This is a genomic window from Pseudoclavibacter sp. CFCC 14310 (assembly GCF_008831165.1).
Classification (GTDB): Bacteria; Actinomycetota; Actinomycetes; order Actinomycetales; family Microbacteriaceae; genus Pseudoclavibacter_A.
Map to the genome: position 1 here is coordinate 603,769 of NZ_WBKC01000002.1, position 25,185 is coordinate 628,953.

General features: G+C 67.0%; 24 protein-coding genes and 3 pseudogenes. All 27 read right to left on the reverse strand.

Annotated features, from left to right (window positions below; genetic code table 11):
- Positions 1–13 precede the first annotated feature (13 nt).
- The 27 genes and pseudogenes from F8O06_RS12470 to rpsD all read right to left on the reverse strand — a co-directional run bounded on the left by F8O06_RS12470 (position 14) and on the right by rpsD (position 25,172).
- Positions 14–136: a hypothetical protein gene (locus F8O06_RS12470; protein ID WP_263970005.1), complete on the reverse strand. Its 123-nt coding sequence runs from the start codon at positions 134–136 to the stop codon at positions 14–16.
- Between the two features lie 55 nt (positions 137–191).
- Positions 192–1,376 (reverse strand): bifunctional phosphopantothenoylcysteine decarboxylase/phosphopantothenate--cysteine ligase CoaBC, encoded by a 1,185-nt coding sequence (gene coaBC, locus F8O06_RS06590; RefSeq protein ID WP_158038073.1) that lies wholly within the window; start codon positions 1,374–1,376, stop codon positions 192–194.
- A gap of 134 nt (positions 1,377–1,510) precedes the next feature.
- Positions 1,511–1,762 (reverse strand): annotated as a pseudogene (gene rpoZ / locus F8O06_RS06595) (DNA-directed RNA polymerase subunit omega); the annotation flags it as partial.
- A gap of 2 nt (positions 1,763–1,764) precedes the next feature.
- Positions 1,765–2,328: pseudogene (gmk, locus tag F8O06_RS06600) on the reverse strand (guanylate kinase); the annotation flags it as partial.
- A 32-nt stretch (positions 2,329–2,360) separates the two neighbouring features.
- Complete coding sequence (pyrF, locus tag F8O06_RS06605) at positions 2,361–3,233, reverse strand: orotidine-5'-phosphate decarboxylase (protein ID WP_225733426.1); 873 nt, start codon at positions 3,231–3,233, stop codon at positions 2,361–2,363.
- A complete protein-coding gene (carB, locus tag F8O06_RS06610; RefSeq protein WP_158038075.1) occupies positions 3,230–6,532 on the reverse strand; it encodes a carbamoyl-phosphate synthase large subunit in 3,303 nt (1,100 codons plus the stop codon). The genes pyrF and carB overlap by 4 nt, the downstream gene beginning before the upstream one ends.
- Complete coding sequence (gene carA / locus F8O06_RS06615) at positions 6,532–7,704, reverse strand: glutamine-hydrolyzing carbamoyl-phosphate synthase small subunit (protein ID WP_158038076.1); 1,173 nt, start codon at positions 7,702–7,704, stop codon at positions 6,532–6,534. The genes carB and carA overlap by 1 nt, the downstream gene beginning before the upstream one ends.
- Before the next feature lie 119 nt (positions 7,705–7,823).
- On the reverse strand, positions 7,824–8,366 hold the full coding sequence (locus tag F8O06_RS06620) for a transporter (protein WP_158031572.1): 543 nt from the start codon (positions 8,364–8,366) through the stop codon (positions 7,824–7,826).
- Positions 8,357–9,706 (reverse strand): dihydroorotase, encoded by a 1,350-nt coding sequence (locus F8O06_RS06625; RefSeq protein WP_158038077.1) that lies wholly within the window; start codon positions 9,704–9,706, stop codon positions 8,357–8,359. Before F8O06_RS06625 ends, F8O06_RS06620 begins: the two co-directional genes overlap by 10 nt.
- Positions 9,703–10,680 carry an aspartate carbamoyltransferase catalytic subunit gene (locus F8O06_RS06630; protein ID WP_158038078.1) on the reverse strand — a complete coding sequence of 326 codons (978 nt, stop codon included), beginning with the start codon at positions 10,678–10,680 and terminating at the stop codon, positions 9,703–9,705. The genes F8O06_RS06625 and F8O06_RS06630 overlap by 4 nt, the downstream gene beginning before the upstream one ends.
- Positions 10,677–11,195, reverse strand: coding sequence for a bifunctional pyr operon transcriptional regulator/uracil phosphoribosyltransferase PyrR (pyrR, locus tag F8O06_RS06635; protein ID WP_158038232.1), 519 nt, complete (start codon positions 11,193–11,195; stop codon positions 10,677–10,679). The genes F8O06_RS06630 and pyrR overlap by 4 nt, the downstream gene beginning before the upstream one ends.
- Positions 11,196–11,255: 60 nt before the next feature.
- Positions 11,256–12,149 carry a PhzF family phenazine biosynthesis protein gene (locus F8O06_RS06640; protein ID WP_192496878.1) on the reverse strand — a complete coding sequence of 298 codons (894 nt, stop codon included), beginning with the start codon at positions 12,147–12,149 and terminating at the stop codon, positions 11,256–11,258.
- Between the two features lie 126 nt (positions 12,150–12,275).
- Positions 12,276–12,722 carry a hypothetical protein gene (locus F8O06_RS06645; protein ID WP_158038079.1) on the reverse strand — a complete coding sequence of 149 codons (447 nt, stop codon included), beginning with the start codon at positions 12,720–12,722 and terminating at the stop codon, positions 12,276–12,278.
- Between the two features lie 95 nt (positions 12,723–12,817).
- Positions 12,818–14,017 (reverse strand): 23S rRNA (adenine(2503)-C(2))-methyltransferase RlmN, encoded by a 1,200-nt coding sequence (rlmN, locus tag F8O06_RS06650; protein ID WP_158038080.1) that lies wholly within the window; start codon positions 14,015–14,017, stop codon positions 12,818–12,820.
- Positions 14,014–14,523 (reverse strand): transcription antitermination factor NusB, encoded by a 510-nt coding sequence (nusB, locus tag F8O06_RS06655; protein ID WP_225733428.1) that lies wholly within the window; start codon positions 14,521–14,523, stop codon positions 14,014–14,016. The genes rlmN and nusB overlap by 4 nt, the downstream gene beginning before the upstream one ends.
- Before the next feature lie 5 nt (positions 14,524–14,528).
- The gene (gene efp, locus F8O06_RS06660) at positions 14,529–15,092 is read right to left on the reverse strand and encodes an elongation factor P (RefSeq protein WP_158031577.1); all 564 of its coding nucleotides are present in this window, start codon (positions 15,090–15,092) and stop codon (positions 14,529–14,531) included.
- Positions 15,093–15,251: 159 nt separating this feature from the next.
- Complete coding sequence (locus F8O06_RS06665) at positions 15,252–15,728, reverse strand: type II 3-dehydroquinate dehydratase (RefSeq protein WP_158038082.1); 477 nt, start codon at positions 15,726–15,728, stop codon at positions 15,252–15,254.
- Positions 15,725–16,837, reverse strand: coding sequence for a 3-dehydroquinate synthase (gene aroB, locus F8O06_RS06670; protein WP_225733444.1), 1,113 nt, complete (start codon positions 16,835–16,837; stop codon positions 15,725–15,727). Before aroB ends, F8O06_RS06665 begins: the two co-directional genes overlap by 4 nt.
- Positions 16,838–16,867: 30 nt before the next feature.
- A pseudogene (locus F8O06_RS12380) lies at positions 16,868–17,386 on the reverse strand (shikimate kinase); the annotation flags it as partial.
- The gene (gene aroC, locus F8O06_RS06675; RefSeq protein ID WP_158038084.1) at positions 17,380–18,600 is read right to left on the reverse strand and encodes a chorismate synthase; all 1,221 of its coding nucleotides are present in this window, start codon (positions 18,598–18,600) and stop codon (positions 17,380–17,382) included. The pseudogene F8O06_RS12380 and the gene aroC, both read right to left, overlap by 7 nt.
- Positions 18,601–18,659: 59 nt before the next feature.
- A complete protein-coding gene (locus F8O06_RS06680; RefSeq protein ID WP_192496879.1) occupies positions 18,660–19,568 on the reverse strand; it encodes a shikimate dehydrogenase in 909 nt (302 codons plus the stop codon).
- Positions 19,568–20,653: an endolytic transglycosylase MltG gene (mltG, locus tag F8O06_RS06685; protein ID WP_158038086.1), complete on the reverse strand. Its 1,086-nt coding sequence runs from the start codon at positions 20,651–20,653 to the stop codon at positions 19,568–19,570. The genes F8O06_RS06680 and mltG overlap by 1 nt, the downstream gene beginning before the upstream one ends.
- Complete coding sequence (gene ruvX, locus F8O06_RS06690; RefSeq protein WP_158038087.1) at positions 20,650–21,129, reverse strand: Holliday junction resolvase RuvX; 480 nt, start codon at positions 21,127–21,129, stop codon at positions 20,650–20,652. The genes mltG and ruvX overlap by 4 nt, the downstream gene beginning before the upstream one ends.
- Positions 21,126–23,789: an alanine--tRNA ligase gene (gene alaS / locus F8O06_RS06695; protein ID WP_158038088.1), complete on the reverse strand. Its 2,664-nt coding sequence runs from the start codon at positions 23,787–23,789 to the stop codon at positions 21,126–21,128. The genes ruvX and alaS overlap by 4 nt, the downstream gene beginning before the upstream one ends.
- Before the next feature lie 114 nt (positions 23,790–23,903).
- Positions 23,904–24,113, reverse strand: a complete 210-nt coding sequence (locus F8O06_RS06700) for a hypothetical protein (protein WP_158031586.1) — start codon at positions 24,111–24,113, stop codon at positions 23,904–23,906.
- 6 nt (positions 24,114–24,119) lie between these two features.
- Positions 24,120–24,497: a DUF948 domain-containing protein gene (locus tag F8O06_RS06705; protein WP_158031587.1), complete on the reverse strand. Its 378-nt coding sequence runs from the start codon at positions 24,495–24,497 to the stop codon at positions 24,120–24,122.
- A 45-nt stretch (positions 24,498–24,542) separates the two neighbouring features.
- On the reverse strand, positions 24,543–25,172 hold the full coding sequence (rpsD, locus tag F8O06_RS06710) for a 30S ribosomal protein S4 (protein WP_158031588.1): 630 nt from the start codon (positions 25,170–25,172) through the stop codon (positions 24,543–24,545).
- Positions 25,173–25,185 lie beyond the last annotated feature (13 nt).

Here is a 25,185-nt window from a genome sequence, read left to right on the forward strand (position 1 = left end):
TCGTTCGTCTTGCTCAGGTTCTCGTGTGCTCGCTCGTGCGCGCGCAGACGCGGCCGATCGTCGCCGTCAGATTGCTCATCATCGCTGCAGCGTCGAGGCTGCCGCGCCAGGCGATCCCGTCGCCGGGATCGAGCACACCGCAACCAGTGTGCGACACCCGGTCGCAGAACGCCAGTGTGTGTCGCTGCGCGTCAGATCGACAGGGCGACCTGATTCATCAGCACCTCGGCGACCTCGCGCTTGGGGCCGTTCACCTCGGCGACGATCTGCCCCTTGGCGTCGAGAATGGTCACGTCAGTGTCGTCAAAGCCGAAGGTCTTGCCCTCGCCGACCTCGTTGACCACCAGCAGATCGCAGCCCTTGCGCTCGATCTTGGCCCGGCCCAGCTCGAGCAGTCTCTCGCCCGACGCAGTCTCGGCGGCGAAGCCGACGATCAGGTTGCTGCGCCCCGAGCGGTGCGAGATCTCACTGAGGATGTCGGGGTTGGCGATCAGCCGCAGGTTCAGCTCGCTGCCCTCCTGCGCTTTCTTCAGCTTCGCGCTGGCCGGGTCGGCAGGTCGGTAGTCGGCGATGGCGGCGGCCATGATGATGCAGTCGGCCTCATCGGCGAGCGACTCGATCGCCTGCCGCATCGACTCGGTGTAGCGCGCCTTGATGACCTCGGCCCCACGCGGGGTGTGCACGTCGAGGTGCCCAGCCACGATGATGACCTCGGCCCCGCGGGCGAGAGCCTCTTCGGCGATGGCCACGCCCTGCTTGCCCGACGAGTCGTTGCCCAGAAACCGCACCGGATCGACGCGCTCTCGGGTGCCGCCGGCGCTGATCACGATCGTTCGGCCGACCAGGTCTTTGGGGCGCAGACTGCGTTCGACGGCCTCGGCGATGATCTCGGGCTCGACCATGCGGCCGATGCCCTGATCGTCGCCCGTGAGCTGACCGACGTCTGGCCCGAGAATGCTCACTCCCCGATCGCGCAGAGACTGGATGTTGGCCTGTGTCGCCGGGTGCCGCCACATCTGCGAGTGCATGGCCGGAACGAAGATGACCGGCGCCTCGGCGACCAGCAGCGACGAGGTGAGCAGGTCGTCCGCCTGGCCCTGCACGGCGCGTGCGATGAGGTCGGCCGTCGCCGGGGCGACCACGACGAGATCGGCCTGCTCGCCGATCGAGACATGACGCACCCGCGACACCTCGTCGAACAGCTCGGTCGAGACCGGGTTGCGCGAGATCGCCTCCCACGTCGGCAGGCCCACGAAGCGCAGCGCGTTCGCAGTCGGCACGACGTGTACGTCATGGCCGGCCTTCACCAGCAGACGAACAGCCTGCACGGCCTTGTACGCGGCGATGCCGCCGGCCACGCCGAAGAGGATGCGCACGGTGGTTAGTTCGCGGTGGTGTCGGCGGCAGCCGAATCAGCGGAGTCAGCGGTGCTGTCGAGCGCCTCGCCGGCGACTGCGTCTGCGGCCGCTGCGTCGAGGGCGGCCTGCTTGGCCGCAGCCTCTTCGGCCGGGTCGATCTTGGTGAGCTCGAGCTTGTCTTCGGCGATCTCGCGCAGAGCGATCGACAGCGACTCGTCTTCGACGTTCGCGTCGACCAGCGGGCCGACGTTGTTGAACAGGCTGCCGTCATGCAGATCTGAGTAGTAGTCGTTGATCTGGCGCGCCCGCTTCGAGGCGAAGATCACCAGCCCGAACTTCGAGTCGACGCGCTTCAGCAGCTCGTCGATGGGCGGGTTGATGATGCCTTCGTACGTGTTTGCCATATTCAGCGGGTCTCCTTCTGGGGATGAATTCCCATCAAGTGTACGACTTCGTTCGCGGCGCGTGCCACGGAGTCGTTCACAACTTCGTCATCGAACTCGCTTCGTGCGTCGAGTTCGACCTTTGCGGTCTCAAGTCTGCGCCGCTGCTCTTCGGCGGTCTCAGTGCCGCGCCCGACGAGGCGTCGCACCAGTTCGTCCCACGACGGAGGCGAGAGAAAGACGAGGCGGGCGTCTGGCGCGTTGCGACGCACCTGACGTGCACCCTGCAGGTCGATCTCAAGCAGCACGGGTCGGCCTTCGGCGAGCGCTCTGCGCACGGGGGCCTCTGGCGTGCCGTAGCGGTAGGAGTTGTGCACCGTCGCGTATTCGAGCAGCTCATGCTGCGCGATCATGCGATCGAACTCGGCGTCGTCGACGAAATAGTAGTGCACTCCGTCGATCTCTCCCGGTCGCGGCCTGCGCGTGGTCGCCGACACCGACAGGCACACCTGCGGGCAGTGCTCGCGAATGTAGGCGGCGACGGTGCCCTTGCCGACGGCGGTGGGGCCGGCGAGCACCGTCAGTCGCGCAGGCGTGATCTCGGATTCTGCAGCGGTGGTCATGCCTGCAATTCTCCCACAGCCTCGGCGATGCGGTCGGCCAGCCCCTCGGAACCGCCGCGCAGCACCGACCGCGAGACGTTTGCGACGACGCGATGGCGAGCGCCGGGAAACAGCGTGTCGAGCTGGCTGAGCTGCGCGCCCTGCGCCCCGAACCCGGGCACGAGCAGCGGCAGCGTCGTCGGAGTCTCACGGATGTCGAGCCCGCGTGACACCGGAGCGTGCGTCGCGCCGAAGACGATGCCGAACGAGCCGAGCTCAGCAGCGGCGGTGACGTCGGTCGCGTTCCAGCCGGCCACGGCATCCGCCACCGACTCGGCGACCGTGCGCTCTTCTGCGATCACCGTCGCCGACTGCAGCGCCTCGGCCTCGGGATTGCTCGTCGCCGCGAGAACGAACAGCCCTGCGCCCTCGGCGCGGGCCAAATCGACCAGCGGCGTCAGAGCGTCCACACCTAAGTACGGCGAGATGGTGAGCGCATCGCTCGCCAGCGGCGCCTCGGCAGCGAGCCACGCTGCCGCATAGCCCTCATTGGTCGAGCCGATGTCGCCGCGCTTGGCGTCTGCGATCACCAGCAGCCCGGCCGCCCGGGCCGCGGCGATCACACGTTCCAGCGCAGCGATGCCGCTCGACCCGAAGCGTTCGAAGAGCGCGACCTGCGGCTTGACGATGCCGACACGGCCGGCGGCGGCCTCCACGACAGTCAGGCCGAAGCGTTCGAGCGAGGCCGCGTTGTCGACGAATCCCCACTGCTCGATGAGCGCGGGGTGCGGGTCGATGCCCACGCACAGCCCGCCGAGACGCGTGATGGTCTCGGCGAGCCGTGCGCCGAACGGGCGCCGACCGGCGACCGGCAGGTCTGACTCGGTCACTGTGCTGCGGCCTCGGTGCGCAGCTGGTCGAACTCCTGCAGCGAGTGCACCTCGAACGGCCCGTCGACGACCTCGAGCGAGGTCACCAGCGCATTGAGCGCGGCGATCGTGGTGAACACCGGCACGCCGTGTGCGGTCGCCGCGGCACGAATCTCGTACCCGTCGGTGCGTCCTGTGCGCCCCTCAGGCGTGTTGATCACCAACGCGATCCTGCCCGCGGTGATCAGGTCGACGATGTCCTCCTGCGCGTCGTTCAGCTTGTGCACGAGCGACGCCTCGATGCCGTTGCGGCGCAGCACCTGCAGAGTGCCAGCGGTCGCGACGATGTCGTATCCCATGGTCTGCAGACGCAGCACCGGCAGAACGACGTTGCGCTTGTCGTCATCGGCGACCGAGACGAACACGGTGCCGCGGCGCGGCAGCGGGCCGTTGCTCGCGGTCTCGGCCTTGGCGAAGGCAACCGGGAAGTTCCAGTCGATGCCCATGACCTCGCCCGTCGAACGCATCTCGGGGCCGAGCAGCGAGTCGACGACCTTGCCCTCAGGCGTGGTGAAGCGGTTGAAGGGCAGCACGGCCTCTTTCACCGAGATCGGCGACGAGGCGGGCACGAAGGTGCTGTCCTGCTCGGGCAGCACCCCCTGCTCGCGCAGGTCGGCGATCGACTGTCCGGCCATGATGAGGCTGGCGGCCTTCGCCAGGGGCAGCCCCAATGCCTTCGACACGAACGGCACCGTGCGGCTGGCACGGGGGTTCGCCTCGATGACGTAGAGCACGCCTGCCGCGATCGCATACTGCACGTTCAGCAGCCCGTCGACGCCGATGCCCTTGGCGATGCCCAGGGTCGCCTGACGCACGGCGCGCAGGTGCGACTCGCCGAGGCTGACCGCGGGCAGCGAGCAGCTCGAGTCGCCGGAGTGGATGCCGGCCTCCTCGATGTGCTCCATGATGCCGCCGATGAAGAGCTCCTCGCCGTCGTACAGCGCATCGACGTCGAGTTCGACCGCGTCGTCCAGGAAGCGGTCGACGAGCAGCGGGTTCTCGGCGCTGACCAGCGCCTGATCTCCGATGCGCTCGAAGTAGTCGATGATCGACTCTCGGTCGTAGACGATCTCCATGCCGCGACCGCCGAGCACGAACGACGGGCGCACGAGCACGGGAAAGCCGATGTGCTCGGCCACCGAGAGGGCTTCGTCGACGTTCGTCGCGATGCCGTTGCGCGGCGCCAGCAGGTTCGCCTGTTCGAGGATCTCGGCGAACAGGCCACGCTCCTCTGCCAGGTCGATGGCCTCGGGAGTGGTGCCGAGAATCGGCACGCCCGCGGCCTTCAGCCCCTTGGCCAGCCCCAGCGGAGTCTGCCCGCCGAGCTGCACGATCACACCGACGAGTTCGCCGGCCTCGCTCTCGGCGTGGATGACCTCGAGCACGTCTTCGAGTGTGAGCGGCTCGAAGTACAGACGATCAGAGGTGTCATAGTCGGTCGACACGGTCTCTGGGTTGCAGTTGACCATGATGGTCTCGTAGCCCGCGTCGTGGAGTGCGAACGAGGCGTGCACGCACGAGAAGTCGAACTCGACGCCCTGACCGATGCGGTTCGGGCCCGAGCCGAGAATCACGATGCGCTTCTTGCCCGACTTGGCGACTTCGGTCTCCTGCTCGTAGGTCGAGTAGTGGTACGGCGTGCGCGCGGGGAACTCACCGGCGCAGGTGTCGACCGTCTTGTACACGGGGCGCAGCCCGAAGCCATGCCGGGCGTCGCGCACCTGCTGCTCGGTCAGACCGCGCAGCTGCGCGATCTGCACGTCGCTGAAGCCCTCTTCCTTGGCGATGCGCAGCACGTGCGCGTCGAGCTCGACCGCCTCAGCGATCCAGTCTGCGGTCTCGTTGATGTGCTGGATCTGGTCGAGGTACCAGGGATCGATGCCGGTCGCCTCGTGCGCCTGCTCGATCGACGCGCCGGCGCGCATCGCCTGCTGCAGAGTGACGATGCGGCCGTCGGTCGGGCGCTTCGCGATGCGCAGCAGCTCTTCGGCAGTGCTGGGCCTGCCCTCGGCATCGGTCGGCAGTTCGCCCCAGTGGAAGGTCGATCCCTTCTTCTCGACCGAGCGCAGCGCCTTCTGCAGCGCCTGTGTGAAGGTGCGGCCTATGGCCATGGCCTCGCCGACCGATTTCATCGTCGTGGTGAGCGTGTCGTCGGCGGCGGGGAACTTCTCGAACGCGAAGCGCGGCACCTTGACGACGACGTAGTCGAGCGTCGGCTCGAAGCTCGCCGGCGTCACCTGCGTGATGTCGTTGGGAATCTCGTCGAGGCGGTAGCCGATGGCCAGTTTTGCGGCGATCTTGGCGATCGGGAAGCCGGTCGCCTTCGAGGCCAGCGCCGACGAGCGCGAGACGCGGGGGTTCATCTCGATGACGATGATGCGCCCGGTCTCGGGGTTGATCGCGAACTGGATGTTGCAGCCGCCGGTGTCCACGCCCACGGCGCGGATGATGTCGATGCCGATGTCGCGCATCTTCTGGTACTCGACGTCGGTGAGCGTCAGCGACGGGGCGACCGTGATCGAGTCTCCGGTGTGCACGCCGACCGGGTCGAAGTTCTCGATCGAGCAGACGACCACCGTGTTGTCGGCGTTGTCGCGCATCAGCTCGAGCTCGTACTCCTTCCAGCCCAGAATCGACTCTTCGAGCAGCACCTCGGCCGTCGGCGAGTAGTCGAGCCCGGCACCGGCGATGCGACGCAGGTCGTCTTCGTCGTAGGCGAAGCCCGAGCCGAGCCCGCCCATGGTGAACGAGGGGCGCACGACGACCGGGTAGTGCAGGTCTTCGACCGCCTCGAGGCAGTCTTCGAGCGTGTGGCAGATGTGCGAACGAGCCACGTCGGCGCCGCACTCGACCACGAGCTCTTTGAAGATCTCGCGGTTCTCGCCGCGTTCGATGGCATCGACCTTGGCGCCGATCAGCTCGACGTCGTACTTCTCGAGAATGCCGGCCTTGTCGAGCTGGATGGCCGCGTTGAGCGCCGTCTGGCCGCCGAGCGTGGGCAGAATCGCGTCGGGCTTCTCTTTCGCGATGACGGTCTCGAGCACCTCGGTGGTGATCGGCTCGATATAGGTCGCGTCGGCGAAGTCGGGATCGGTCATGATCGTGGCCGGGTTCGAGTTCACCAGGATGACGCGGATGCCCTCGGAGCGCAGCACACGGCAGGCCTGGGTGCCGGAGTAGTCGAACTCACAGGCCTGGCCGATGACGATCGGGCCCGAACCGATGACGAGCACACTGTTGATGTCTGTTCTGCGTGGCATTACTTGTCGTCTCCTTCCAGGCCCGAAGCCTGAACGTCTGTGGCTGCGCCCTGCCCGCTGAGCACCAGCTCGCGGAAGCGATCGAAGAGGTAGCTCGCATCGTGCGGGCCGGCGGTGGCCTCGGGGTGGTACTGCACCGAGAACGCGGGGATGTCGAGGCAGCGCAGCCCTTCGACGACCTGATCGTTCAGGCCGATGTGGCTGACCTCGACGCGGCCGAAGCCCTCGGGCGAGTCGATGACGCCCTCGGTGTCGGCCTGCACCGCGAAGCCGTGGTTCTGCGCCGTGATCTCGACGCGACCTGTGGCCTTGTCGAGCACCGGCTGGTTGATGCCGCGGTGGCCGAACGGCAGCTTGTACGTGCCGAGACCGAGCGCGCGGCCGAGCAGCTGGTTGCCGAAGCAGATGCCGAAGAAGGGGATGCGATGGCCCAGCACCTCCCGCAGCGTCTCGATGACGTCGTCGCTGGCCGCGGGGTCGCCTGGTCCGTTCGAGAAGAAGACGCCGACCGGCTCGAGCCGCTGGATGTCTTCGAAGGTCGCCGTGTAGGGCAGCACATGCACGTCGAAGCCCTGTGCGGCGAGCTTGCGCACCGTCGCACGTTTGACACCGAGGTCGATGATCGCGATGTTGCCGTGCGACTGGCCGACCGCCGGCTCGACATAGGCCTCAGGCGTGGTCACCTGGGCCGACAGGTTCTGCCCGGCCATGTGCGGCGAGGCGAGAACCTGCTTCAGCTGCTCGTCCGGCGACAGCGCGGCGGCGTCTCCCGAGAAGATGCCGGCGCGCATCGCGCCTTTGTCTCGCAGGTGACGGGTCAGCGCACGGGTGTCGATGTGCGAGATGCCGATGATCCCCTGGCGCTCCAGCTCGTCGTCCAGGCTCGAGGTGGCGCGCCAGTTCGACACGATGCGACTGGGCTCGCGAACGGCATAGCCGGCGACCCAGATGCGACGCGACTCGTTGTCTTCGTCGTTCACGCCGGTGTTGCCGATCTGGGGTGCCGTCTGAATGACGATCTGCCCTGCGTACGACGGGTCGGTGAGGGTCTCTTGGTAGCCGGTCATGCCGGTGGCGAAGACGGCCTCTCCAAAGGTGGTGCCCTGTGCTCCGTAGGCGCGCCCGGTGTAGCGGGTGCCGTCTTCGAGCACGAGAATTGCTGGTTCAAACACTGGTGAGTGCTCCTTGCTCTGAATGGTCTCTGTGACGTTCGTGACGTCGTCGGTCTGATGGATGCTGGTGCAGGCTGCGGGGGATGTGCCGGAGAGCTGCGGTCTCGGTCTGCGTCTGATCAGAACATGAGATCGCGAGCCCTCCGTGCCGCAGACTGCGGTGGGGCGATGGTCCGGACGGCCGTGACGATGGCAGGGCCGTCCTGGGGTCGTCGCATGCGGAAGAACGAGGTGACCTCGCGGTCGCCCCACCGCCAGTCGATGCCGGTGAGGCCGCCCTTCTCCACGCCCTTGTCGACCGCATAGCTTTCGAGTCCGGCACCGTCGAGGCTCGGCTGTGCGATGAACAGCGGCTGAGACCCGTCGCGCTCGACGACGACTCCCTGCGCATAGACGTGCACGGTTGCGCGTGCGCGGAACCCCAAGTCGCCTGCGGTGATGCGATTCAACGGGTCGTCGGCCTCGGTCGTCGCGACGTAGAGCCCGCTGCCGGCGGCCATCGGCTCGCCGAGCTGCTCGGTCGACGGCGCCGGCTCGAGCCCGGGCAGCTCAGCCTCCTGCTGGCGGGTGCGTCGTCTCCAGCCGAGCCACATGCCGACGAATGCCGCGATCACGACGAGCACGGTCACGACGGTGGGAAGGACTTTGGGGTCTAGATCCACGTGCGCACCGCCTCGGGTGTGCACAGCGCGCCGTCGAGCACGGTCGGCACGCCACGACTGATCGTGGCCACGATTCGACCGGGCAGCTGCTCCCCCAGCCAGGGCGAGTTCCAAGACAGGCTCGCGATGTCGTCGCGCTGCAGCGTCGTGCTGCCCAGCGGATCGACCAGCACGAGGTTGGCGATCGCATCGGCGGTGAGCTGCTGCCCCTGTTCGGCGTCGCCGGCGATGGCGGCAGGGGCGCTGCTCAGGACACGGGCGAGATCGCCCCAGCTCAGCACGCCGGTGTCGACCAGCACCGCCTGGGCGACGTGCAGGGCGGTCTGCAGCCCCAGCATCCCCGGTTCGGCGTGAGCCCATTCGCACTCTTTCGCCTCGGGCGGCTGCGGAGCGTGATCGGTCGCGATCGCGTCGATGGTTCCGTCGGCCAGACCCTCGCGCAGTGCCTCGACATCGGCCTGAGCGCGCAGCGGCGGGTTGACCTTGTAGCGGGGATCGTAGCCGGCGATGAGCTCTTCGGTCAGTGCGAGGTGATGCGGGGTGACGTCGGCGGTCACGTCGATGCCCCGCTGCTTCGCCCAGCGCAGCACGTCGACGCTGCCCTTCGCTGAGACGTGGCGCACGTGCAGTCGCGCCCCGACGTGGTCGGCGAGCAGCACGTCACGGGCGATGACCGAGGCTTCGGCGACGGCGGGCCAGCCGTGCAGCCCGAGACGGCTTGAGAGCTCGCCCTCGTTCATCTCGGCGTCTTTGGTCAGCAGCGGATCCTGCGCATGCTGCGCGATGACGCCGTCGAAGGGCTTCACATATTCGAGTGCGCGACGCAGCAGCAGCGGGTCGGTGATGCCGGTCTCACTGTCGCTGAAGACCCGTACCTGTGCGGTGGAGTGCGCCATCGCACCGATCTCGGCGAGACGATCGCCCCGCATGCCGACGGTGACGGCGCCGATCGGACGCACGTCGACGTAGCCGGCGTCCAGCCCGAGCCGGTGCACCAGTTCGACGTTGCCGGCCGTATCTGCGACAGGGTCGGTGTCGGGCAGAGCGTGCACAGCGGTGAAACCGCCGAGTGCGGCTGCCTGCGACGCAGAGGTCACGGTCTCGACCTGTTCGAGGCCGGGCTGGCGCAGGTGCGCGCCGAGATCGACAAGACCGGGCAGTGCGATGAGTCCCGAGCCGTCGATGACGAGATCGGCGTCACGACCGCTCTCGCGATCGGCGGCGGATGCCGTGGTCGCGCCCGTCGGCTCGACCGACACGATCTGCTGGCAGGAGACGCGGATGTCGACGGCATCGCGACCGAGCAGCCGTGCGTTGGTGATGACGATGTCGCGGCTCATGCGAGACCTCCGTTCGTTTCGCCGAGGCCGGCTCCCATGCCTGTTCCGAGCAGCGAGTAGAGCACGGCCATGCGCACCGAGACGCCGTTGGCGACCTGCTCGCGCACGGTGGCCTGCACCGAGTCCGCGGCGAACGAGCTGATCTCGAGACCGCGGTTCATCGGGCCGGGATGCATGACCAGCGCCTGCTCGCCGAGACGGCGCAGGCGCTGCTCGCCGAGACCCCAGAGCCGGGTGTACTCCTCACTGGTCGGGAAGAATGCGTCGTGCATGCGCTCCAGCTGGATGCGCAGCATGATGACGACGTCGAACCCGGCGGCGATCGCCTCGTCGAAGTCGTCGTACACACGCACCGGCCAGCCGTCGATGCCGAAGGGAATCAGCGTGGGCGGGCCGGCGAAGGCGACCTCCGCTCCCAGCGTCGTGAGCAGCCACAGATCGCTGCGCGCGACTCGCGAGTGGTCGATGTCTCCCACGATAAGCACGCGCACGCCGTCGAGAGCGAGGCCGCGTGAGGCGTCGCCGTGCAGGCGTTTGCGGATCGTGAAGGCGTCGAGCAGCGCCTGAGTGGGGTGTTCGTGCGTGCCGTCGCCCGCGTTCACGACGCTGGCGTCGATCCAGTCTGTCTGCGCGAGACGGTGAGCCGCCCCGTCGGCGCTGTGTCTGATGACCACGCCGTCGGCGCCGATGGCCGTGAGCGTCTGGGCGGTGTCTTTGAGAGACTCGCCCTTCGTGACGCTCGAGCCCTTCGCGGTGAAGTTGATCACGTCGGCCGACAGCCGTTTCGCGGCCGCCTCGAACGAGATGCGCGTGCGAGTCGAGTTCTCGTAGAAGAGGTTGACCACGGTGCGACCGCGCAGCGTCGGCAGCTTCTTGATCTCGCGGCGGTTGACCGCATCCATGTCTTCGGCGATGTCGAGCAGGCCGACGGCGGTCGGCTGGTCGAGGTCGCGTGTGCTGAGCAGATGCTTCACGAGATCACCACCTCGTCGGTGGCGTCGAGCGGCTCGAGGTGCACCTGCACCTGTTCGCTGCGCGAGGTCGGCAGGTTCTTGCCGACGAAGTCCGCCCGAATGGGCAGCTGACGATGCCCGCGATCGACCAGCACCGCGAGGCGGACGACCTCTGGCCGCCCCAACTCGCCCAGCGCATCCAGCGCCGCGCGCACGCTGCGACCGGAGTAGAGCACGTCGTCGACGAGCACCACGGTCTTGCCGTCGATGCCGCTCAGCGGCACCTGCGTGGGCTGGGGATGCTTCAGCGGCTTGGCGCGAAGATCATCGCGATACATGGTGATGTCGATCGACCCGACGAGCGCGCCGGGATCGGGAAGCGACTCGGTCTTCGCGATCTTGGCCGCGAGACGCTGAGCCAGGGGCACTCCCCTGCTGGGAATGCCGAGCAGCACCAGATCGTCTGGGCCTTTGTTGCCTTCGAGGATCTCGAAGGCGATGCGTGTCAGGGCGCGATCGATGTCGCCCGCCTGCATCACAGTTGTTGCCACGGGGTTCTTCCTTTCCCGCCTCACAGGACGGTCGTTAAAGGATGTTCAACCGAGTGTAGCACTGGCATCAGGCTCTGCGATCGGCAGCGTGGTGCCCGAAACGGTGATGCCGCCCGACCGCGGGATGCGCACGGCGAGTCGGCTGGGACGGCCGACGTGTCTGCCCTGCAGCACGGTCACGTGGCCGGGCACCGGGGCCTGGCCCAGCGCGCGCAGGTAGCCGCCGAACGCAGCTGCCGCCGAGCCCGTCGCCGGATCTTCGACGATCTGACCGACCGGAAACAGATTGCGCGCCTCGAACCGGTTGGCCGTCTGCCGATGCATCACGGTCACGGTGCCCGGCCACCCCTGTTCGTCCATCAGTGCCCGCACGGCCTGAGGGTCGAAGGAGAACTCGTCGAACACCGCGGCGTCGGCGATGGTCAGCATCGGATGGTCGTTGCCCGCATAGGCCACCCGCGGCGGCAGCTGTCGGTCGAGATCGTCGGGCTGCAGACCGAGCAGCTGCAGCAGCTGCAGCAGCACCTGGGCCTCAATCGGCCTCACGACGGGCTCGACGCTCGTGAACGAGGCGACCGTGCCGGAATCACTGCGCACGGTGTCGACCGTGAGCGAACCGACCGCGGTCTCGAAGACGAAGCGGTGACGACCGCCGGTCGGCTCGCGCTCGGCAAGCGCCACAGCCGTCGCGATCGTGGCATGCCCGCAGAACGGCACCTCGGCCTCAGGTGAGAAATACCGGATGCCGATCTCGCCCGGGGCCTGCTCGGTCGCCGGGTGAGTCACGAACGCGGTCTCCGAGAACCCGACCTCACGGGCGATCGCGAGCATCGCATCCTCGTGGAGCTTCGAGGCGTCCAGCACAACGCCGGCGGGATTGCCGCCGCCCGGTGCGTCGGCGAAAGCGGCGAGACGGAGCACATCGACTGATTCGATCATGCGGTCATTGTGTCATGCCAGACAGCACGCCGGCCTTCTCTGTTCGACTGCTCACCACCGTGCCGTTGAAGCGGCGCGCTCTCGACGCGCGACGACCGGCCCCGATCGACAGCAATCGCAGCGCTGTCAGTTCCCAGCTGACGGAGTCGACTGCCCGGCCTGGGTGGTGGCCTTCCAATCGACGATCCATCTGCCGTCATTCTGCTTCTTCAGAACGACTGCAGCAGGCCGGTTCTGATACGTCACATTCACCGTCGCTGTGTCACCGTCAATCTGCTCACCGGTATAGACGACACTGCCAAGATCGATGTCTGCGCCTTTCCCGTCTTCGCATTGCCCCAGATCTATGCCGTCAGACTCCATCGTCGCCTTGACTTCGTTGCAGTCTCCGACGGACATCGCCTTGATGAGCCTCTTGACGACGTCTGTCGGCGAATCGACAGCAGGGCTGTTCGAACTCTGCTGCGCTGACGCACTGGCAGGATCGTTGGTCTCGGTGCTGCCGTCCTGCGCCGAGCAGCCGGCGAGCGCGAGAGCTCCGATAAGTGCGATTGTGGCGAATGCTTTCCTCATACTGTCCCCCAAAAGGTCTGACGAAAATGGATATGACCGGTTCATCTTATGGCTCACATGTCGACGAGGCACCAGCTCGCGTGCTCTGACGGCTCTCACTCCGTGGCGGCGAGCTGCCCGCAGGCGCCGTCGATCTCTTTGCCACGAGTGTCGCGCAGCGAGGCGGCGACACCGGCTGCTTCGAGACGCCGGATGAACTCGCGGGTGGCGGCGGGCGTCGATGCCGTCCAGACCGAGCCCGGCGTGGGGTTCAGCGGGATGGGATTCACGTGTGCCCAGCCCTTCCCACGCTCGTTGAGCTTCTCTGCGAGCAGATCGGCGCGCCAGCCGTGATCGTTCATGTCTTTGATGAGTGCGTACTCGATCGAGACTCGTCGACCGGTCACCTCGTAGTAGTGGTACGCGGCGTCGAGCGCCTCATCCACCTTCCACCGGCTGTTGACGGGAATCAGCTCGTCACGCAGCTCGTCGTCAGGTGCATGCAGCGACAGCGCGAAGGTCACCGGAACACCCTCGTCGGCGAGCTTGCGGATGGCCGGGGCGAGTCCGACCGACGACACCGTGATCTGACGCGCGGCCATGTTCATGCCCTCGGGCTCGGGGTCGACCATGCGGTGCACGGCACCCATCACCCGCTTGTAGTTGGCGAGCGGCTCTCCCATGCCCATGAACACCACATTGCTCACACGCTCGTCGTCACGCGTGCCGCCTTTGAGCGCACCGCTTGCGATGACCGCGTTCGCCGCGACGATCTGGGCCACGATCTCGGCAGTCGAGAGGTTGCGAGTGAGTCCGGCCTGGCCCGTGGCGCAGAACGGGCAGTTCATGCCGCAGCCTGCCTCGCTCGAGACGCAGAGTGTGATGCGCCCGGGATACCGCATCAGCACCGACTCGACGAGCGCGCCGTCGAACAGCTTCCAAAGAAATTTGATCGTGTCGCCGCGGTCGGTGACCAGGCGACGCTCCTCTGTGAGGAGCTGCGGCAGCACCGTGGCCACCAGCTCGTCACGGCCCTCTTTGGGCAGATCGCTCATCTTCGCCGGGTCGGCTGTGTGATGCACGAACCAGTGCTTCGAGAGCTGCTTCGCTCGAAAGGTCGGCACGCCGAGTTCTTTGAGCCACTCTTTGCGCTCGGCCAGGGTGAGGTCGGCGAGGTGCTTCGGCGGCTTCTTCACCCGTGGCTTCGCGGCGAACTGCAGCACTGGACGGCCGTCGGCCGCCACCTGCTGAGTCCAGCCTTCGGTGCGCGGGCGCACCTGTCTGTGTGCGCGCGCTGCAGGCTGCTGCTCGGTCACTCCGCCTCGGCAATCGCGTGCAGCACACCGCTGACGAAACGCGGCGAGCTGTCGGTGCTGAGCTCTGAAGCGAGCTTCGACGCCTCCGAGATCGCGACTGCAGCAGGAACCTCGTCGTTGTAGAGCACCTCCCACACACCGACTCGCAGAATGGCCAGGTCGACCTTGGGCAGGCGGGCCAGCGTCCAGTCCTTGGCGTAGCTCTCGATGAGTTCGTCGATGCTCGACTGGTGGTCGCCCACACCGGCGGCGATCTGCCGAGCGTAGGTGTACGTGTCGAGGTGGTCGAGTTCGCGCTCTGCCTCGAGCTGTCGCAGCCCTGCAGACTCGCTCTGCGGGCGGCTGTTCGCGAGGTTGTCTCGCGCGTTGCTCAGCCAGGCCTCGATCGCCTCTGCGACGGACTGCCCGCGCAGATCGGCGGCGTACAGCACATCGACGGCGCGCTGACGAGCCAGCGTGCGCCCGCTGAACGGGCGACGCGTGCTGTCTTCGGTCTGGTCGGTCACGGCCATCAGTCGGTCACGCGGCCGAGGTACTCGCTGGTGCGGGTGTCGACCTTCACCTTGGTGCCGGTCTCGAGGAACAACGGCACCTGGATCTCGTAGCCGGTCTCGAGCGTGGCGGCCTTCGTGCCGGCGCTCGAACGGTCGCCCTGCAGCCCGGGCTCGGTGTAGGTGACCTCGAGGGTCACCGATGCCGGCAGCTCGACGTAGAGCGGCGAGCCCTCGTGGAAGGCCACGGTGGCCTCCTGGTTCTCGAGCAGAAAGTGTTCGGCGTCGCCGACGACGTTGGCCGGCAGGGTGATGAGCTCATAGTCCGAGTTGTCCATGAACACGAAGTCTTCACCGTCTTTGTACGAGAACTGCATGTCGCGCTTGTCGACGGTCGCAGTCTCGACCTTGGTGCCCGCGTTGAAGGTACGGTCGACCACCTTGCCGGTGAGCACGTTCTTCAGCTTGGTGCGCACGAACGCCCCGCCCTTGCCCGGCTTCACATGCTGAAACTCGATGACGGTCCAGAGCTGGCCGTCGATCTTCAGCACGAGTCCATTCTTCAGGTCGTTGGTGGTTGCCACAGTCTTCCGTTCGTTCAGTCGTCTTCGGTCACGTGACGGGGATGCTGCACTCACTCGCGCTGCGTCGACATCCGTCGCGCCGGTGTCGCTCATCCGGGGAGCAGACACACTCTGCCAGTCTACTCCCTCACCTACCGGTGATGCGATCCACGTCGAGGGTCAGCGACCCTGCAGCCGTGCGATCGCCTCGAGCGCGAGCACATACGAGTCGAAGCCGAAACCGGCGATCGTCCCCGTCGCCACCGCTGAGATCACGCTGCGCTGCCGGAACCGTTCCCGCCCGGCTGGGTTCGAAATGTGCACCTCGACCAGCGGCAGGCCAGCCTCGGGAACCTGCACCGCAGCATCCGCGAGCGCGTACGAGTAGTGCGTGAACGCAGCCGGATTCAGCACGACCGGGCTGCGCTGCTCGATGGCCTCGAAGAGCCAGCCGATCAGCTCCGCCTCGTCGTCGCTCTGCCGAACGTCGACCCGCAGCCCGAGCCGCGCGCCCTCGGCGCCAAGCTCGCGGGTCAGGTCGTCGAAGGAGGCTGTGCCGTAGACCTCTGGCGTGCGGGCTCCCAGCCGACCCAGGTTCGGTCCGTTGAGCACCAGCACGGTCGGCGCCCCGGTCGTCTGCTCGGCCGCGGCCGTCATTCGGCGATCTCCTGGTAAGCAGTGAAGAGCAGATCGGGTTCGGGCCCGGTGAGCACGATCGGGCGGCCGATGCCGTCGAGAATGATGAAGCGCAGCACGTCGCCGCGGGCCTTCTTGTCACGGTGCATCACGGTGAGCAGCTGTTCCCAGGCACCATGACGGTAGGTCGTCGGCAGCCCCAGCGACTGCAGCACGCTGTAGTGCCGGTCGAGGTCTGCGTCGCTGAGATGGCCGGTGAGGTGCGAGAGATGCGCGGCGAAGACCATGCCCACCGACACTGCTGCTCCGTGCCTCCACTGGTAGCGTTCGGCATACTCGATCGCGTGCCCGAGCGTATGCCCGTAGTTGAGGATCTCGCGGCGCCCGGCCTCGCGCAGATCGCCCTCGACGACGTCGGCCTTGAGTGAAACGGCCTGGGTGAGTGCGTCGAGGAACACCGGCGACGCGGGGTCGACCGCCTGGTCGCCATGCTGCTCGATCAGGTCGAGAATCGAGTTCTGACCGATGAACCCGCACTTCGCGACCTCGGCGTAGCCGGTGAGCAGCTCGTTGCGCGGCAGCGTCTCGAGCGTCGTCGTGTCGGCGAACACCGCCGCCGGCGTGTGGAACGCACCGGCAAGGTTCTTGCCCTCGTTGGTGTTGATCCCGGTCTTGCCGCCGACGGCGGCGTCGGCCATGCCGAGCACCGAGGTGGGCACCTGAATGACTTTGATTCCGCGCAGCCACGTCGCCGCAGCGAATCCGGCGATGTCGGTGACCGCTCCCCCGCCCACACCGATGATCAGATCGGTTCGGGTGAAGTCGGCCTTGCCGAGCACCTGCCAGAGAAAACCGATCACTTCGATGCGCTTGCCCTCTTCGGCGTCGGGCACCTCGGCGGTCATCGCCTGCACCCGACCCTCGAGCTGGCCGCGCAGCCGTTCAGCGAGCGCCTGCCCGGTCGGCTGGTGCACGATCAGCACTCGCGTGACCCGGTCGTCGATGGTTTCGGCAAGCCGGTCGAGCACGTTCTCGCCGATGAAGACGTCATACGGGTGCTGCCCGCCCACGTGCACGGTGCGGGGTTCGAGCCCGCTTCCCTGCGTCACGGTCTCGTCTGCCTGCTGCATTTGTCTCCTCTGTGCGATCGCCCGTTCGACTTCGTCGGCTACCGACTCTCGATCGAGATCGCGCGTGTCGACGGTGTGGTCCGCCAGACGTGCGTAGGTGTCGAGTCTCTGATCGTAGAGCCGCTGCCATGCGTCGATACCGCCGGCCAACAGCGGTCGGGCCGTCTGCTGGTCGCCTGCACCGGCTCCGGCGTCGGCCTGCGAGGGCAGGCTGCCGTCGATGCGATCACCGACGTGTGCGGCGTCGACGTCGAGAAAGACGACGAAGTGCTCGGCGAGCAGCCACTGGGTGCTCGCTGAGAGCGGAGCCCCGCCGCCGAGGGCGACGATGGCGTCCGGGTCGTCGTCGGCGAGCGCCTGTGCGACCATACGCTCCTCTTTGCGGCGGAACTCGGCCTCGCCGTCGTGCAGGAAGATCTCGGGGATCGGCCCGTACTGCTGCGAGATGAGCACATCGCTGTCGACGAAGGGAGCTCCGAGGCGCGCCGCCACGGCTCGACCGATGCTCGACTTGCCGACTCCGGGCGGGCCGATCAGCACCGTCACCATGCGGAGTTCACCTCATGGCTGGTGCGCAGCGCGTCTGGAACGCCGGCCTGGAAGCTCTGCAGATTGCGTCGCGTCTCGGCGATCGAATCTCCGCCGAACTTCTCGAGCACGGCCTCGGCGAGCACGAGGGCGACCATCGCCTCGGCGACGACGCCGGCCGCCGGCACCGCACAGACGTCTGAGCGCTGGTGGTGGGCGCGAGCTGCTTCGCCGGTGCTGACGTCGACGGTGCGCAGCGCGTGCGGCACGGTCGCGATCGGCTTCATGGCGGCGCGCACCCAGAGTGGCAGCCCGGTCGACATGCCGCCCTCGAGACCGCCGGCGCGATTCGATGCGCGAGTGATGCGCTGCCCGGCGGGTGTCTCGACGGCCCCGATCTCGTCGTGCGCCTGCGAACCGGGCACCGCTGCGAGACCGAACCCCTGACCGCATTCGACCCCCTTGATGGCCTGAATGCCCATCAGCGCCTGGGCGAGACGGCCGTCGAGTCGGCGGTCCCATTGAATGTGCGAGCCGAGGCCGACCGGCAGACCGTAGGCGACGACCTCGACCACGCCGCCGAGTGTGTCGCCGTCTTTATGGGCCTGGTCGATGCGCTCGACAATGCGCTTCGAGGTCTCGGGATCGAAGCAGCGTACGGGATCGGCGTCGAGGCGCTCGACGTCGTCCGGCGTCGGGTGCGGCTCGTCGTCGGGTGCTGCGACGCCGCCGATGGCCGTGGTGTGGCTGACCAGCCGGATGCCGAGCTCGCCGAGGAATGCTCGGGCGACGGCGCCGAGCGCCACGCGTGCCGCAGTCTCACGTGCACTGGCGCGTTCGAGGATCGGTCGGGCCTCGTCGAAGCCGTATTTCTGCATGCCGACCAGGTCTGCGTGGCCGGGCCGAGGTCGGGTGAGCGGCGCGGCTCGACCGCCGGTGAGCGTCTGGGGGTCGACCGGGTCGGGGGTCATGACCTCCTGCCACTTCGGCCACTCGGTGTTGCCGATGCGCAGCGCGATCGGCGAGCCGATGGTGCTCCCATGCAGAATGCCGGCCGAGAGCGTGATGGCGTCCTGTTCGAACTTCATCCGGGCACCGCGGCCGTAGCCCAGTCTTCGGCGGGCCAGATCGGCAGAGATCTGCTCTCTCGTGATCGGAACGCCCGACGGAAGGCCCTCGATGAGCGCGATCAGTTCTGGGCCATGGGACTCGCCTGCAGTCAGCCAACGCAACATGTGCTCCATCTTTCCATAGGGTCGAGGGTCAAACTCGTTTCGGTGCCGAAGCCGCGGCGTCAGGGCCGCGGCAGATCTCCTGGCGGCATCCCGTTCGGCGGCAGCACCGCTCGCATCGCACGCACGATCGTCGGTTCGTCGGGCAGCTCGCGCGTGTCGTCGCCGAAGACGAAGAAGCGCACCTGTGCGACCGCCTGCCAGAGCAGCATCTCGATGCCCGAGACAGCGGTGCCGCCGATGGCCTGCCAGCGGGTCGCCAGCGTCGAGGGCCATGGGTCGTAGGCGACGTCCAGCAGCACGTCGCCCGTCGATCCGAGTCGAGGTTCAATCGCATCTGCGGCATGGGCGGGCAGCGTCGACACGACCGCCGGTGCCGTCAGCGCGAGCTCACCCCCGGTCAGCGTCACGACATCCACCGTGACGCCCCAATCGGCCGCGCGATCGACCAGCTCGCCGGCGTGCTCCGGCGTGCGTGCGTGCAGGCGGACGCTGCGGGCGCCGAGATCTGCGAGCGCCCGCAGCGAGCTCAGTGCGGTCGCACCCGAGCCGATCACCTCGGCGCTCTCGAGTCGTTCGATTCCGGCTTCGCGCAGGGCCTGCTCGATGCCCCACACGTCGGTGTTCGCCCCTTGCAGCACACGGGTGCCGGAGCTCCTGCCTGAGGCGAAGCGCAGCGTGTTGGCCACCTGCAGCTCGTTGACCAGCGGAGTCACCTCGTCGAGATAGGCGATGACCTCGCGCTTCAGCGGCATCGTCAGGCTGAGCCCGAGCCAGTCGTCGCCCAGCCCCTGCAGAAAGGGCAGCAGCTCGCCGCTGCCGACCTCTGCGCGGTCGTACTGCCAGGGCAGCCCGAGGGTGGTGTAGGCGGCATTGTGCAGCAGCGGAGACAACGAGTGCTCAATCGGGCTGCCCAGCACGGCCAGGCGCCGCTGCGACCGCACGGTCGCAGCGGAGGCATCGGCAGCCACTACTGAATGCCTTTCTGCTGCTTCCAGGCGTTGTACCGGTCGACCGACGCCTGATGCTCCTGCAGCGTCGTCGAGAAGACCGTCTCGCCGGTGTCGAGGTTCACCGTCACGAAGTACAGCCAGTCGCCGGGGGTCGGGTTGATCGACGCCTGAATGGCGTCGTCGCCCGGGTTGCCGATCGGTCCGACCGGCAGGCCTTTGTTGGCGTAGGTGTTGTACTTGTTGCTCGCATCGTCGCGTTCCTGCTTGTCAGGCTCGACGATGTCGGTGCGCCCCGATCCGTAGGTCACAGTCGAGTCCATCTGCAGCGGCATGTCCTGGGCGAGGCGGTTGTCGATCACACGCGCGACTTTGCCCATGTCGGCGACGCTGCCCGATTCGGCCTGCACGACCGACGCCTTCGTCATCACGTCATAGCGTGCCGCGTCGCCCTGCACCCCGGCGTTGTCGAGCGCCTTGTTGGCGCGATCGACCATCTGCTTGATGATGTCTTTCGGCTCGGCCTCTGGGTCGATCGTGTATGTCGCGGGGAACAGGAAGCCCTCCAGAGACTTGTGATCCTTCGCCTGCTGCGGAACGTCATAGGCGTTCACGTCGCGCGCGGCGGCCTGCAGCTTCTCGAGCGGCAGATCGACCACCTCTGAGATGCGGGCCAGAATCTGCGACTGCCGGTAGCCTTCGGGAATGACGACCTTGAGGTCGACGCGGTTCGACGGATCGCTCAGCACGTCGATGACTGTGGCAGAGGCCGACTCTTTCTGCAGCTTGTACGCTCCGGGCTGGAAGACCGGTTCGGGCGACCGTTTGTGGTACTCGTCCAAGAAGCCCTTGTACGTCTTGATCACGCCGACGTCGACCAGGTTCTCGGCGATGTCGGTGCCCGACTCGCCGTCACGGATCACGAAGGTCACGTCGTCTGTGCCCGGCCCCGGGTAGTCGACGACCTCGCCGATGCCCATCTCACGCATGAGCGACCGGCCGGCGAAGAGCAGCGCGGCGATGAAGACGGCGATCAGCACCGTTACGACGATCCAGGTGATCGTGCGTTTGCGTCGTGTGCGGCGTCTGCCTGCGTGTCTGCTCATGCATCGTTCCTTTCGACAGCGTCGCCGGGCAGTCGCCCGGTGTGCTGCTCAATCTCCAGAGCCTGCTGCAGGATGGCAACTGCGGCTGCCTGATCGATCACCGATCGCTGCTTCCCGCGTTTGCGACCACTCGGCCGCAGCTGGCGGGCCGCGACGTTGGTGGTCAGCCGTTCATCGACCAGATGGGCGGCGATGCCGGTTCTCTGAACCAGCTGCTGACAGACGTCACGGGCGTCGTCCGTCGACTGTGTGTCGCCGCCGCGCAGATTGATCGGCAGGCCGCAGACCAGGCCTACGGCGCCGTACTCCACGGCGATCTCAGCGATGCGTTGCGCCCATGAGCCGTCGGCAGTGCGCTGCACCGTCTCGACCGGGTAGGCCAAGAGGTGCTCGGCGTCGCAGGCGGCCACTCCGATGCGGGCCTTGCCGACATCGATGCCGAGCAGCACGCCGCGACGCTCACCCGCTGCTGTCACCGGTCGCGCACCTGCACACGCACCGCTTGGAGCGCGGCCTCGACTCCGCTGGTGTCGGTGCCGCCTCCCTGGGCGAAGTCAGGTTTGCCGCCGCCTCCGCCGCCCAGACGCGTCGCCGCAGCCTTGACCAGAGCACCGGCCTTGACGCCGAGGTCACGAGCCGCCTGATTCGTGGCGACGACGACCGTCGGTCGCTGACCGACGACTGCAACGAGCGCGACCACGGCTGCGTCCGCGCCCAGAGCCGACCGCACCTGCATGCCCAGCTCTCTCAGGGCATCCGCATCTGACACCTCGACGCGGGCGACGACCGCTCGCACGCCGGCGAGGTCTTCGGCACGTCCCACGAGATCGGGAACCTGTGCGCCGAGCTTGGCCTTCGTGAGATCTTTGACCTGCTTCTGTGCGGCGTGCAGCTCTTCGACCAGAGCCGAGACTCGCTGTTCGAGCTGGTCGGGCTTCGTCTTGAGCTGAGCGGCGAGCGAGGCGATGAGCTGCTGCTGGGTGATGCCGTGCTGCACGGCGTCCATGCCCACCAGTGCCTCGAGGCGACGCGCACCCGAGCCCACCGACGTCTCGCTGATCAGGTTGACGACGCCGATCTGCGAGCTGTGCGCGACGTGCGTGCCTGCGCAGAGCTCGCGTGACCACGGCCCGCCGATCTCGACGACGCGAACCTCGCGGCCGTACTTCTCGCCGAACAGGGCCATCGCGCCGGTCGCCTTTGCCGATTCGAGATCCATGATCGTAGCGCTGACCGGCAGATCGTTGCGCACGGCCTGGTTGCAGATCTCGTTAATCTCGCTGACCGTCTCAGGGCTCAGCCGATTGTTCCAGGCGAAGTCGAGACGCATGTAGCCGGGGCGGTTGAGCGAGCCCGACTGCACCGCTGTGCGGCCAAGCGTCTGACGCAGAGCGGCGTGCACGAGGTGCGTGGCCGAGTGTGCCTGACTGGCCTCAAGGCGGTGCAGCGCATCGGCGTGCACCTGCACGCGGTCGTCGACCGCCAACGTGCCCTTCGAGACCTGCACCGAGTGCACGGTGAGCCCCTTGACCGGAGCCTGTGCGTCGACGATGCGTCCGGTGAAGTTGGCGCCGACGAGCGTGCCGTGGTCTGCGGTCTGGCCGCCGCCCTCGGCATAGATCGGCGTCTCGTCCAGGATGACGTCGACCGACTCGCCCTCGGCGGCAGTCGGAACCGACTGCCCGTCGCGAATGAGGCCCAGCACACGTGCCTCGGTCGACAGCGCGTCGTAGCCGAGGAATTTGGTCGCGCCCAGCGCGCGCAGATCCCGGTAGACCGCGAGATCGACGTTGCCGGTCTTCTTCGACTTGGCGTCGGCCTTAGCGCGTTCGCGCTGCTCGGTCATGAGCTTGGCGAACTCCTCACGGTCGACGTCGAGTCCGGCCTCCTGTGCGATCTCGACGGTGAGGTCGATCGGAAACCCGTACGTGTCATGCAGAGCGAACGCCGTGTCACCCGACAGCGACGAGCTCTTCGCCTCTTTGGTGTGCTCGATCGCGAGATCGAGGATCGTCGTACCGGCGCCCAGCGTGCGCAGGAAGGAGTCCTCTTCGTTGTAGGTGATGTTCGAGATGCGCTCGAACCCGGTTTCGAGCTCGGGGTACGAAGCCTTCATGGCGTCTTTTGACACCGGCAGCAGGTCGGGCATGACCGGGCGGTCGACGCCCATCAGGCGCATGGCACGCACGGCACGACGGATCAGACGGCGCAGCACGTAGCCGCGGCCGTCGTTCGAGGGGCTGACGCCGTCGTTGATCAGCATCATCGCACTGCGCACGTGGTCGGCGACGATGCGCAGCCGTACGTCGTCGTCGTGGCTCTCGGTGCCGCCGTAGCTGATACCTGCGAGCTCGGAGGCCCGGTCGAGCACGGGGCGCACCTGGTCGATCTCGTACATGTTCTCGACGCCCTGTTTGACGAAGGCGACGCGCTCGAGCCCCATGCCGGTGTCAATGTTCTTGTGCGGCAGCTCGCCGACGATGTCGAACTCGGTCTTCGAGCGCACGTTGTTGATCTCGTACTGCATGAACACGAGGTTCCAGATCTCGAGGAATCTCGAGTCGTCCACGGCAGGCCCGCCGTCACGGCCGTATTTCGGGCCGCGATCGTAGTAGATCTCAGAGCAGGGACCGGCGGGGCCCGGCTGACCGGTCGACCAGTAGTTGTCCTCGCGGCCGAGACGCTGGATGCGATGCTCGGGCAGGCCGGCGATGCGGCGCCACAGCTCGTGGGCCTCGTCGTCGTCTTCGTAGACGGTGACCCAGAGGTCTTTCTCGTCGAACCCGTAGCCGCCGTCCGATTCGGACGAGGTCAGCAGATCCCAGGCATAGGTGATCGCGCCCTCTTTGAAGTAGTCGCCGAACGACCAGTTGCCGAGCATCTGAAAGAACGTGCCGTGGCGGGCCGTCTTGCCCACCTCTTCGATGTCATTGGTGCGGATGCACTTCTGGCAGTCGGCCGCCCGTGGGTACGGGGCGGGAACAGCGCCCGTCAGATACGGGATGAACGGCACCATCCCGGCAACGGTGAAGAGCAGGGACGGATCATCCGAGATCAACGATGCCGAGGGAACGATGGTGTGATCTTTGCTGGCGAAGTAGTCGAGCCAGCGCTGTCGGATATCCGCAGTGTACATATGCCTTCACAGACGTTTCGTAGTGGGGAAACGGGTGCCAGGTGCGGATCTCTCCGCACGATGGCACCCGTCCGGTGAATCGTTCACCGTGAGATGTGTTGGGCTCAGCGCAGATCAGTGCTGCGCGGCGTCGCGCAGTTCGTCCTGCAGATCGTCGATCGCCTCTCGAACCTCGGCGGTGCGCTCCTGAAAACTGCGTGCCACGGTGTCGGTGAAGTCGTTGACCTCGGCGAAGAATGCCTGACCCTTCTCGGTCTGAGACACCTTGTGTGCCACGAGGAATCCCGTGCCGATACCGACGATGAACCAGAATGCCTTGCCCATATTCGCCTACTTTCGCTTCGCGGTGGTCTTGGCCTGCTTCGCCGTCGTGCGACGGCTTTTGCCGAACGACGCCGCAATGCCAGCGACGCGCCCTAACGGCGAGTTGACGACCGAAGTGACCGTCGCGACCACGCCGCTGACGTTGTCGGCGACCTTCGTCAGGTTAGTCGTGATGCCGTCGACCTTGACCAGCTGCCGATTGGCCTCGGCCACGGTCGCCGTGCTCTCTTCGATCAGGGGGGCGACGTTGTCGGTGAGATCGCGCACGCTCTCGCGTGCCTCATCGAGCAGATGGCCGAGCTTCCAGAGCGGCACGATCAGCACCGCCACCAGAACGACGAAGGCGATCGCAGCGATCAGCGCTGCAATGTCTCCTCCAGTCATGACCGTTCTCCTCTCTCCCACCGACAACGTCGGTTGGGTCAGTGATCAGCGCGCAGCGTAGTACTCGACGACCAGCTGGACTTCACAGGTGACGGGCACTTCGGCACGCTTCGGGCGACGCGTCAGCGTGGCCTCGAGCTTGTCGAGCGTGACGTCGAGATACTCCGGCACGGCCGGCAGCACCTCTGCGTGGGCGCCTTCTGCGGCGACCTGGAAGACGTCGAGCTTCTCGCTCTTCTCGTGCACGTGAATGAGCTGACCCGGCTTCACGCGGAACGACGGGCGGTCGACGCGTTCGCCGTCGACCATGATGTGACGGTGCACGACCAGCTGGCGAGCCTGCTGGATGCTGCGCGCGAAGCCGGCGCGCAGAACGAGCGCGTCGAGACGCTGCTCGAGCAGCTCGACCAGGTTCTCACCGGTCAGACCCTCCTGCTTGCGGGCTTCGCTGAACACGCGGCGCAGCTGAGCCTCGCGGATGCCGTACTGGGCGCGCAGACGCTGCTTCTCGCGCAGACGCACCGCGTAGTCGGAATCGGTGCGGCGCTTCGTGCGGCCGTGCTGACCCGGGGGGAACGGACGGTTCTCCATCAGTCGGGCAGCCTTGGGGGTCAGTGCCACGCCCAGCGCGCGGGACAGACGGGTTTTGCTATGTGTACGCGACTTCGTCGCCATTGTTTCCTCTCGA